Origin of the sequence: Pirellula sp. SH-Sr6A (genome assembly GCF_001610875.1) — a bacterium.
Classification (GTDB): Bacteria; Planctomycetota; Planctomycetia; order Pirellulales; family Pirellulaceae; genus JBKCUI01.
The window spans coordinates 3,600,590-3,611,252 of the sequence record NZ_CP011272.1 but is presented as its reverse complement, the minus strand read 5'-3'; the positions used below and the strand labels follow the sequence as shown (position 1 = coordinate 3,611,252).

The 10,663-nt window shown below is 53.5% G+C and carries 9 protein-coding genes and 1 tRNA gene; 5 read left to right on the top strand and 5 right to left on the bottom strand.

The genetic code is table 11. From position 1 onward, the window contains the following. Positions 1–927: a hypothetical protein gene (locus VN12_RS13985; RefSeq protein ID WP_146677410.1), complete on the bottom strand. Its 927-nt coding sequence runs from the start codon at positions 925–927 to the stop codon at positions 1–3. On the opposite strand from VN12_RS13985, the gene VN12_RS25830 reads away from it, so the two are divergent. From VN12_RS25830 to VN12_RS26210, 5 genes are all read left to right on the top strand, one after another. After that, positions 926–1,078, top strand: coding sequence for a hypothetical protein (locus tag VN12_RS25830; RefSeq protein ID WP_168164399.1), 153 nt, complete (start codon positions 926–928; stop codon positions 1,076–1,078). The two genes, VN12_RS13985 and VN12_RS25830, sit on opposite strands and share 2 nt — an antisense overlap. A gap of 246 nt (positions 1,079–1,324) precedes the next feature. Continuing rightward, positions 1,325–2,923 carry a molybdate ABC transporter substrate-binding protein gene (gene modA, locus VN12_RS13980; RefSeq protein ID WP_146677409.1) on the top strand — a complete coding sequence of 533 codons (1,599 nt, stop codon included), beginning with the start codon at positions 1,325–1,327 and terminating at the stop codon, positions 2,921–2,923. Between the two features lie 126 nt (positions 2,924–3,049). Continuing rightward, a complete protein-coding gene (locus VN12_RS13975; RefSeq protein WP_240491148.1) occupies positions 3,050–3,901 on the top strand; it encodes an ABC transporter permease in 852 nt (283 codons plus the stop codon). After that, complete coding sequence (locus VN12_RS13970; RefSeq protein ID WP_146677408.1) at positions 3,898–4,536, top strand: ABC transporter ATP-binding protein; 639 nt, start codon at positions 3,898–3,900, stop codon at positions 4,534–4,536. The genes VN12_RS13975 and VN12_RS13970 overlap by 4 nt, the downstream gene beginning before the upstream one ends. A gap of 62 nt (positions 4,537–4,598) precedes the next feature. Then, on the top strand, positions 4,599–4,832 hold the full coding sequence (locus VN12_RS26210) for a hypothetical protein (protein WP_146677407.1): 234 nt from the start codon (positions 4,599–4,601) through the stop codon (positions 4,830–4,832). Between the two features lie 252 nt (positions 4,833–5,084). Here VN12_RS26210 and VN12_RS13960 read toward each other — a convergent pair whose 3' ends face one another. From VN12_RS13960 to VN12_RS13945, 4 genes are all read right to left on the bottom strand, one after another. Beyond that, positions 5,085–5,336 (bottom strand): hypothetical protein, encoded by a 252-nt coding sequence (locus VN12_RS13960; RefSeq protein ID WP_146677406.1) that lies wholly within the window; start codon positions 5,334–5,336, stop codon positions 5,085–5,087. A gap of 502 nt (positions 5,337–5,838) precedes the next feature. Next, positions 5,839–5,912, bottom strand: a tRNA-Arg gene (locus VN12_RS13955). 1,236 nt (positions 5,913–7,148) lie between these two features. Continuing rightward, on the bottom strand, positions 7,149–7,928 hold the full coding sequence (locus VN12_RS13950; protein ID WP_146677405.1) for a sulfite exporter TauE/SafE family protein: 780 nt from the start codon (positions 7,926–7,928) through the stop codon (positions 7,149–7,151). Next, positions 7,925–10,432 carry a DUF1549 domain-containing protein gene (locus tag VN12_RS13945; RefSeq protein ID WP_168164398.1) on the bottom strand — a complete coding sequence of 836 codons (2,508 nt, stop codon included), beginning with the start codon at positions 10,430–10,432 and terminating at the stop codon, positions 7,925–7,927. The genes VN12_RS13950 and VN12_RS13945 overlap by 4 nt, the downstream gene beginning before the upstream one ends. Between the last annotated feature and the right edge of the window lie 231 nt (positions 10,433–10,663).

Here is a 10,663-nt window from a genome sequence, read left to right as displayed (position 1 = left end):
CTACTTCCTTCGTCCAGGCGGAATTTGCAAGAGCGTGGGTTGCGTTTCTTCAGCCGAGATCGCTTGGCTAATAAGGACATCTCCCAACGCGTCATCCCAGCTGCCTTCGAGCAACAGATCAAAGCCAGGATTCTGTTCTTTCACTTGGCAAGAACAAGGGCCGCAGATGAACGAAGATGCTGCTCGGATCGTTTCGCTGTTAATCCCTTTGCCAACTAACGCATAGAGCACGAGCCCACGACCGAAGACCGGAAAGGCGATCGGCTCGGCAAAGTCGCGAAGATCCTCTTCGCTGTTGAGTAGGCAATCGACTAAGAACCTTTCCTGCGGGTCATCGCGACTGATACTCAAGACAGAAAATGCAACCTTCAGCTTGATCTTAACGCTATTCAGAGTCTCAGACTTGATCTCCATCTCTTCTGGAGTTGGTAGTTTAAGCCACTTCTCGTCCAGTTTCAGTTGCGTCTCGATCGCTTTGACGGCTGCCGTGTCTTTCTCAGGTATTCCGGATGTTACCACCACCCAAACAGCTGATTCTCCGGAGGCTAAACGCGATGCGATTTCCCGGCGTGCCTTCGACTTCAATACCCGTTCAAACGTATCCTCTTTCAATGGCAGCGCGCTCGCAATCTTCCCTCGCAATTCTGATTTTTCTGGGTAGTATGTCAGAACCGTTCCTGCGCCTTTCGGAGAGGTTCGTTCCCAGCTTTCGAGTTCTTCCGGTCTGCGAAGATCGCTCTCGCATTTCCATTGGATCTGCAGCTGATCGTCCAGTCGAAGGGAGCGATCCCCCAACCAATTCTGTTTCTCTCGGGAGCTGCAAGGTGCCTTCGTGATGACGACTACTGGGTACTTCTCCGGAACCCAGCGTTCCAACGCGTATCTGAACACAGGAACTTGGCATGCACATAGAATCGACGCGCTCATGCAGAACAATATCGTCGCAATGATTATCGACCGCTTGTATCGGGCGGGGATCGAATTGTCCTTCATTTTCCGAGTCTCCGAAACGGAACGAATCTACGAGTCATCGGTTGACGCAGTGCTTACCGATTCCGTCGAGCTTGTCACCGAATAGGGCAATACCGCTTCCGGGAAAGGTAACGCATGTGGATTGTAGCATCTCCTGCGGCAACTCATCGCACAATCAAGCGACTTCATCGATACCTCAATCTGCTGCGTTTCCCACAAGAGCGCAATCCTCTACGATAACAGACATTCCGCGGTTTCTCGCGAGGTCAGAACCTTGCTTGTCACTGGAGAAACCCTGAAAAACGCTAACACCTGCCCCCAATCCCACCATCCACCTTCGAAGAGTATTGGAATGAACAAGCCTATCGCCATTCTCACTGGTTCTCTGTTGATTGTCGGCTTGATGATTTACTGGATGGCGATCAATGAACGGTCTGTAAGCCGATCTCGCCTTGCTCTGCCTTCACGAACCGATGCCCAGCCGACCGAGAACGAAAACTCGACTACGGAAGTCATCTTGCTGTGCGCAGCCAGCAATCAAGCAGCGATTGAGGCCATCCGCAAGCAGTACGAGGCTGAATGTGGTCGCAGGGTATCTGTCCAATATGGTAACTCGCAGTCCCTGCTTTCCCAACTCGAGGTCTCGAAGCGAGGAGATCTCTTTTTGCCAGCAGACGACAGTTTTATGGAATTCGCACAGGAAAAGGGTTTAATCGCGGAAAGGCTCCCGGTCGCATCGATGCAAGTTGGATTGGCAGTGGCTAAAGGAAATCCTAAACAGATCAAAGCATTATCCGATCTTACACGCGAAGATGTGCGATTGGTGCAAGCGGCACCGGAAGCGGCTGCGGTGGGTAGGATAACGAAAATTCACTTGGAAAAACTCGGCAAATGGGAGGGGTTGAAGCACGCAACCGAGGCCTTCAGATCGACCGTTTCTGAAGTCGCAACGGACGTGATACTAGGCGCTGCGGACGTTGGAATTGTCTACGACGCTGTGCTTTATCCATTTCCTGAACTGGAGTTTGTCCAGGTCGAAGAATTCTCGAAAGCTGTTTCTCAGGTATCCATCGGGGTTTCGCGAGGAGCCGAGAATTCACCCGCGGCCTTGCATTTCGCCCGATACGTGACGGCCATGGATCGAGGCCTGCAGGTCTATCGCGAACAAGGCTTCAGCGTAGGACAGGGCGATGTCTGGGAAGATGTCCCTGATTTGACCATCTATGCGGGTTCTATGTTGAGGCCTGCCATCGAGGATTCGATCATTGAGTTTGAAAAGCGAGAAGGTGTCAAAGTATCGCGTTCGTACAATGGATGCGGCATCTTGGTAGCCCAGATGAAAGCAGGGCAGATACCTGATGCTTACTTCGCATGCGACAAGGAGTTCATGTCGCAAGTGACCGACGTTTTTCCAGAAGCTACAACGGTATCGCAGAACGAATTGGTAATCCTCGTCCCAAAAGGGAATCCAAACAAGATTACTTCATTGCGAGACTTAACGATGCCCGGGTTGCGAGTGGGGATTGGGCACGAAAAACAATGTGCAATGGGCTGGATTACTCAGAACACACTGCGTGAATCAGGGATTCAGAATGAATTGATGGCCAATGTCACGGTGCAAACTCCGACAGGCGACATGTTGGTAAACCAATTGAGAACAGGATCACTCGACGCCGCGGTGGCTTACCTGAGCAATGCCGCGGGGGCCGCGCAGTACTTGGATGCGATTCAGATCAAGGGAATATCGTGTTCCACGGCCGAACAGCCCTGGGGTGTTGCTAAGACTTCAAAATTTCCGCTTCTTGCCGATCGACTGTTTAAGAGAATCTGCTCCGAAGAGAGTCAAGAGATTTTCATTGCGGAAGGCTTCCGCTGGAATCGTGGAGAGAAGGTATCAAATCAGCCGAAGTTTGTCTCTCCGGCTGCGGCTATCCCAACAGACCAGCCCTAGATTCCCTTGGATCCCATCTAGTGCACTCTTCAGACCGGAAACGCTAATTTTGAAGAGTGCTCTTCATACATCGCATCGATTTGGTTTTCCTCTGAATTTTCTGCAAATACCGAATGGAATTTATTAGTGTTAGCGCACCGTCCCAATAACTACCGAAAGCTGAGCGACGTCATTTTTTTGTTAGTGATGGGAGGTATTTCTTCGACCTTTGTTCTACTGATTGTGCTACTGTTGCTCGCTGATATCGCGTTTACCTCTCTGCAAGATTTCCAAGCTGCATTAGGTAAACCAGAGATTCAAGAGGCATTTAAGCTTACGATCGCCAGTTGTACGGTTGCTGCTCTCCTCTCCGTTTGGGTCGGTACACCTTTAGGCTACATCCTATCTCGCTATCGTTTTTTTGGTCGGCGGCTAATTGACACGATCGTTGACATTCCCATCGTCCTTCCACCCTTGGTGCTTGGGTTGAGTTTGCTCATTCTTTTTCATCAACCCTTTCCAATGACTCACTGGCTTGGAAAGGGCTGGATCTTAGACGACTACTTTCGAAGCATAAAGTTTCCGATCTCATACCGTTGGCCCGCGGTCATTCTTGCTCAATTTACAGTGTCTTGCGCATTTGCGGTGCGAACTATGCGAGTGACGTTTGATCAGGTTAGTTCGCGACCGGAGGAAGTGGCCCGCACGCTGGGAAGTTCTCGAGCGCACGCGTTCCTGTGTGTTGCACTACCGCAAGCTAGCCGAGGAATGCTTGCCGCCGGCACCATAGCGTGGGCAAGAGCGCTCGGGGAATTTGGACCCATTCTGGTTTTTGCCGGTGCAACACGCTTTCGAACGGAGGTGTTATCGACGACCGTTTTCTTGGAATTGAGCGTTGGTCAACTGGATGCTGCTGTCGCCGTATCGCTCTTGATGGTTGCGATGGCCGTGCTTGTTCTCTTGTCACTCCGCATGCTGGGAGCGAGGTTAAGCTCATGATTGAGATCTTAAACCTCGTCGTACGCCAAGGTGCGTTTACTCTTCCTGCGTTTTCCCTGCATGTGGAAAATGGGAGGTACGCTGTGTTGATGGGAAAGACGGGCTCTGGAAAGACCACGATCATGGAGGCCATTTGCGGACTCCGAAGAATTACCAGCGGAAGAATTATGATCGGTGGCGTGGATGTCACGAGATGGTCGCCGTCGGATCGCGATATCGGTTACATGCCGCAGGATCTAGCTCTTTTCCCGACAATGAATGTCAGACAGCACCTCGAGTTCGCCTTGAAGTTGCGTCGTGTGCCGATGGCGAAACGTACCGAACGCCTGACATATCTCGTCGACATGCTGGAGCTGGAGGGGTTATTGAATCGAAACGTTTCGGGCCTTAGCGGTGGGGAAGCACAGCGTGTAGCACTTGGTCGGGCGCTATCGTTCGGGCCTAGTATTCTGTTGCTCGATGAGCCTTTGAGTTCCTTGGATGCGGAAACTCGCTTGAAAGCCCAGAGCATGCTGAAGGAAATTAATCAGAAAACCGGCGTGACGGTACTACATGTGACGCACGATCAGGAGGAAGCGGATGCTCTGGGAGATTCGTGTGCTCGTATACCAACACCTGTGACCTTTCCTCGCTAAAGAAAAGTCGATCGCCGAGAATATCGCGAATCGCAGTTTCGACTGAATGCTTTGTTTTCACCTTGCTGACGAAACCCCTTGGCCTCAAGCCTGAGAACTTGCTCACCTTACGCCTTTTCGCTGTGCATGTCCAACCTGCAATCGCCACAAAGCCAATCGTGTCATTGGGTTGGTTGACTGAGATAGGTATCGCTACGGTCAACCTGTTGCGAATGAATCGACCGCAATTGGTTGAGGTGCTAAGCCAGACACCATTGATGTTCAGCAACGGAATCATGCCGAGTGTAAACGGCTAAAAGACGAACAGAGGTCGCTAGCACGCCAGATGCGAGACGATCATGCCAAGCTCCAAGCGATTGCTTCCAATCCGAACATCGCCAGCAACTTGTCCGGGCTCAGCGAAATCCAGTCGCGGCTCGAAACCGCTGACCGTCGCTCTCAACAGATTACATCGGAGCTTGCAGTGCTCGAAGCCCAAAAGATCGATGACCAGCAAATCACAAACGTCCTGGCTAGCTTCGATGATCTGTGGCAGACGCTATCCGGCCCTAGCTTCCTTGCCGCGCGAGTATCCGTACCTTCACCATACGCATCAAAAGCTCGGCTTGCTCGAATTGATCCAGTTCGTGCTTCAGATCGTCATCCAGTTGGCCAGTGCGGTTCAGCGAGAGAAGCTGCGAGGCTCGCTGGGCGACGTCGGCAGACGGCCGAAAGTTCAAAATCTGTTCATCGGTTGGGCCGGAACCAAACAGATGAGCGATCTCTTCAAAGACTTTCGAAGCGGCTTCCCTTGTCGACACGCTGGACCTGGCTTTGAGAGTCTTCGGACGCCCTTTCGGGTGAGGGGTAGCAGCCAACTCGGTTCGCTACTTTCCGGATCCGCCTTCAGAGTTGATATCACAACATTCTGTTATACCGGTCCTGGCCACATGAATCGAGCTCACCCGAACGGAGAGTTTCCAGCCCGTTTCATTTGGCCGCAATCTCCGGTATCTGCCCCGCTGTTAACCCTGCGGTCTGGTAGCTTGGGGTCCGGTTCGGTGGGGCGGTAGCAAACGGCGTTGCAACAAGCAGCCGCTTATCAACAAGAGAGAGCGATAGTTCGCGGTAGAAAATACCGTTCAGCCGGAAGCAACATTCGGAAAATCCGCTCGCAGTAAGAAAAGCGAGAGCACACCAAGCACAGGCCGGAAAATCAAAAACGCCCAAAACATTGGGGATTTGAGCGACAGAGTCGCCGCTATAGAGTACCTCTCCACCTGCGAACTGGCGGGTAGCCTGAAGTTCGCGAAAGAAAAGGAGTACACCCGATAGGATTCGAACCTATAACCCTCGGTTCCGAAGACCGATGCGCTATCCAGTTGCGCCACGGGTGCGTCTGCGGGGCAGATTATCGCCCCCACTTCCAGGGAGTTTAGCGGATGGTGAGGGGTTTTTGAAGTGCTGTAAGGGGTTTTTTTGACTTGCACGAACCTCGCTCCGCCAGTACCCCTCCCCTCACCCCCAACCCCTCTCCCCGAAGCGGGGCGAGGGGAGAAGATTGGGGAAAGCTAAGGATTTCCTGACGAATGCTGCAAGTTCGAATGGGATAGCTATCTCTGCCGAGCACCGAGTGATCAACGTGTCGACCTATCCGCTCCTTGGTCCTAGGACTTGAGCCATTAGTCGGGAGGTGAGTGTAAGCGACATCACCGGTCGATTTAACAAGGTCAACACATCCCGATGGGATGCAAGACGGATCTTTAATCCCTTCGGGATACGGGAGAGTATGGGACGCAACCGGGGGTGTCGCTGCGCTCAACCCCCGGCTACAAGCTTGGATCCTTTCAGGATCCTTGACGCAAAGAACGACCGCTCGATTCGCAACGCTCTCGCCAGTATCGTTTCTCCAAAACGCCGTCTGAAGGCACACTCGGCTGGACAAGACCGTGAGAAAGGTTTCTTAGTTTGCGCGGCGCGTTAGGCGATGCTGATCTGTTGAGGACAACAGATCGACATGTCGAACGGTCGTCCTCGAACGTTTCAGCGCTATAGACCACCACTCTATCGACCAAACCACCTCTACCCCCAAGCTCTCGGGTCAATCGTCCGGGGGGAAGGTTTCTTAGTTTGCGCGGCGCGTCAGGCGATGCTGATCTGTTGAGGACAACAGATCGACATGTCGAACGGTCGTCCTCGAACGTTCCAGCGCTATAGTCCACCACTCTATCGACCAAACCACCTCTCCCCCCAAGCTCTCTGGTCAATCGTCCGGGGGGAAAGACTCTTAACTGGCGCGGAGCGTTAGGCGATCCAGATCTGTTGAGGACAACAGATCGACATGTCGAACGGTCGTCCTCGAACGTTTCAGCGCTATAGACCACCACTCTATCGACCAAACCACCTCTACCCCCAAGCTCTCGGGCCAATCGTCCGGGGGGGGAAAGATTTTTAACTGGCGCGGCGCGTTAGGCGATGCTGATCTGTTGAGGACAACAGATCGACATGTCGACCGCTCCTCTCTTTTGTCCTGAAAGGACTTGAGCCATTAGCCGGGGGTTGAGCGTAAGCGACACCCCCGGTGGGTTTCCCAAGGTCCATGCATCCCGACGGGATGCCAGCCCCACGCCTCATCACATTGCGCTACGCCACAGATAATACGCGCTCACCGTCAATCCAATCCCAATTACGATGAACCGAACCCAATTGCGATTGAGCTTCCTCGCGATGCGAGCCCCCGCGTAACCTCCAACAATCGCGGAGAAAATCATCGGCAAAGCTAATCTCCAATTCACCAATTCGAACCCGATGAACATCGTGACCGAAATGAAGTTAATTGCAGATGCCAAGCTCGCCTTAAGTGCATTGAGATCGTGTATATCTTGAATACCCAATACCGACAGCGCGGAGAGCATCAGAATGCCAATCCCTGCACCGAAGTATCCACCATAAACGGCAATCGTAAATTGAAACAATACGACGAGGATCTTGCCTCGAATCGTAAGCGATTGAACCGAATCCTTTTTCCTGCTCACGAGTTTGCCAAAGACTGGCTGCAAAATAAACAAAACCGTTGCACCCAAGATCAGCCAGGGCACAAGAGCTTTGAATTCGTCAGGATCTCGCTTCGCGACCAAAATCGTCCCAAGCACCGATCCGGCAAAGGACGGGGCGAGCAAGAGGAGGAGCCAGCCCTTTACGCGGGCTAGCTCCTGACGATACCCCCAAGCCGATGCAACCGACCCAGGAAAAAGGGCCACCGTGCTGGTCGCGTTCGCAATCACACTCCCTTGCGGAACACCCGTGAGTGCCCACAAAAGAGCAGGGAAAGTCAATAGAGTTCCACCGCCAGCTATCGAGTTGACCATACCGCCCAACAAGGCGGAAACGCAAAGGAAGATCCAGGATGTCATCTCAGGAATAGGAATTCCTTGCTGTTGATGAGAGCCCAGGCGAGATCCTCCAAGAGAAGCTTCGCATCCGATTGACGTGCGTACACTCCAACGAAGAATTCTGTTTCCTCCCGACTCGGAAGTCGGCAGAGCACCGAACGATAGAGTGTCGTCACCGCGTTTTCCAACGCTGCCGGATTGCTGACATCGGACGCAATGCGCTGCACGAGGCCTTGCGAATCGAGCAACCGATTTCGAATCTGAGCGTCGTTGAGCAAAAGCAATGATTGACGCAGCGAGCTGTCGGTCGATCGTTCGCAATCGCAGTCGGTCAATCGTTCCGGTTTGCCGAATGCGCGGAGAATATCGTGCTTCTTGGGTACCGATGGGTAGGAAACCGCCCTCGCCACAAATTGCCCCTCCGCCTTCGCCCCCTTGGCTTCGGTTTGGTTATCGAATCGATTGATCGTCAGCGTCGCATCCGCCAATGCGTCTTGTAAGACTTCGGCCATCAATCGACGTGGTGCAAAGCCGGCAAACTGAGCTGCTCTGGCTTCTTCCACCATCGAACCATCCAATGCCAACGGACCTCGACGAAATGCCTGACTGCTGAGCATTTCGCGCATCAGCCAGCGAGTGGAGTATCCATTCTCTCGGTAACGCTGCCGCAATGCCTCCAAAAGCTCGGGGTTGGACGCCGGATTGGTGCTGCGAAAATCATCGATGGGGTCGACGATCCCCCGTCCAAATACGTGCGCCCAGAGACGGTTCACCATGTTCCGTTCGAATTGCTCATTTTCACGGACCAAGGATTCTGCCAGAGATTCCAAAGGATGCCGATCAGGCGCTGCATCCGCCGACGTCGACGACGCGTCATCTGAACTGCTCGTCAGCGGTCGAGCACTGACCATCCGCGCCAACCCAGGGTGATAGATTTCCGGCTTCTTGTCAGACCACGAAATCACTTCATCCCCCGTGATAACGTGAGTGTCGAGCGCATCGCGAGGGTTGTTATCGATCTGCTTGCGGTCGATCGGCACAAAGTAAGCAGAAAGACCGTAATAATCGTCTTGTGTCCAGACATCGAACGGATGGTTATGGCACTTGGCGCATTGCATCCGAATCCCCAAGAAGACTTGCCCGACCGCCTCCGCCGACGCGTTTGGATCTCGGTGCGTTCGGTGGAACGAAGCGGCTGGTGATTCAAAGGTGCTTCCCATCCCAGTTAGCATTTGCTTCATCATCTCGGGGAGCGGAGTATCTTCCTGGAAATGAGTTCTCAGCCAGTCGAACCACAGGGCAACTCCCTTTTCACTCATCGCCTTCGGTTCGTTCCGTAACACATCGCTCCATTTGAGAGCTAAGAGCGAAGCATATTGCGGATCAGCCAGCACGCGATCAATCGCGCGGATGTCTCGATCGTCCGAATTATCGTCGAGATACCCCGATTGTTCCGAAAGAGTTGGCAGCCTTCCCAAAACGGTCAAATACAGTCGCCGAACCCAGAGCTCCGATGCAGCCTCTGGTTCTAGCCGGAGACCGAGCTTCGCGACACGTCTTTCGATCGCTTGATCAACCCAATGAAGGGACGGCGCAGGATCGGATGATGACTCAGAAGCAACTTTGGATTGGCGGGGGTCAACGAAGTTCAATCGGAGGGCTGCATGCTTTCCCAGAAAGAATGCAGTAATCGTGGTGTCCATGGGATGATCGACCCGTACCGTTGCCTCGTCGGATAGATGAGCACCGGAAAGGGATGTGACCTCGAGCTTGGTCCAGTTCGTCACATCGGAGGTGGAACCGTCCTCCCAGTGGGCCAAGCATCGAATCGAAACGATTGCATCGGGATTGGGAATCCAACGCTCATGCACCGCACTGCTAGCCGACACCAATGGGTCATCCGACGCAACCGTTTCATCGCTGTTCTTCACATCGAGATCGATGCGAACCAACCGGTGATTTTTGGGCGCCGTATCCTTGCGTGAGACATCCTCGCGCGCCGCCCCTTCCGCAATCCATCGATGCAGGTTCTCCCATTCGATCGAATCGGGGCGAATCCGCATGCCCCCTTGGTGCGCCACCGAGCCGGCTGGCTTGGCGAGCAACAAGCTTGCCGAGGGATCGGAGAGGTCGATGCGGCGGCCCGATAGGTCCTCCACAATCGATCGGTAATCCAGATCTGGGTCCTGCCCCTTCAAGCTCAGGCGAAACCCGCCCTTGCCAAACAAACTCCCATGGCATGTTCCCGAATTGCATCCCGCTCGCGTCAAAATCGCTGAGACTTCTTCTGCAAACTCAACCCTCTCCCCGACTTGTACGGTACCGGCCGCAGGAGCTGCCTCCGTTTCCTCCGCGTGCACACAGAGATCGGTGCACGAGCCCCCCGGGAAATGAAAACATCCCAGCAAGATCGCCAACCCAAAAGCAAAGCGATGGAGAGCTGACATGAGATAGTCCATCCGTCGAAGGGGGGGAAAGGAAGGTAAAGGAGGTGGGTCATTCAGGCAGGCTAGCGGGATTGTCATTCTAATCCATTCGCTGCCCCCCGTCACGAACATCCGTTTTCCTCTTTGTCACCTACCTTGTCCGTCATCCCTGCCTGAATCTTTCGAATCCGCACTTTTCAATACTCCGACACACTTTCACACGGTCGCAAGTTCGACGCCGCCACACAATCGAAAGGTCGACGCCGCCGGAGCGTGATTCCCGTCGCGGGAGATGCTAAACTGGGAAACATCGCATGAGCCCCCTCTCCA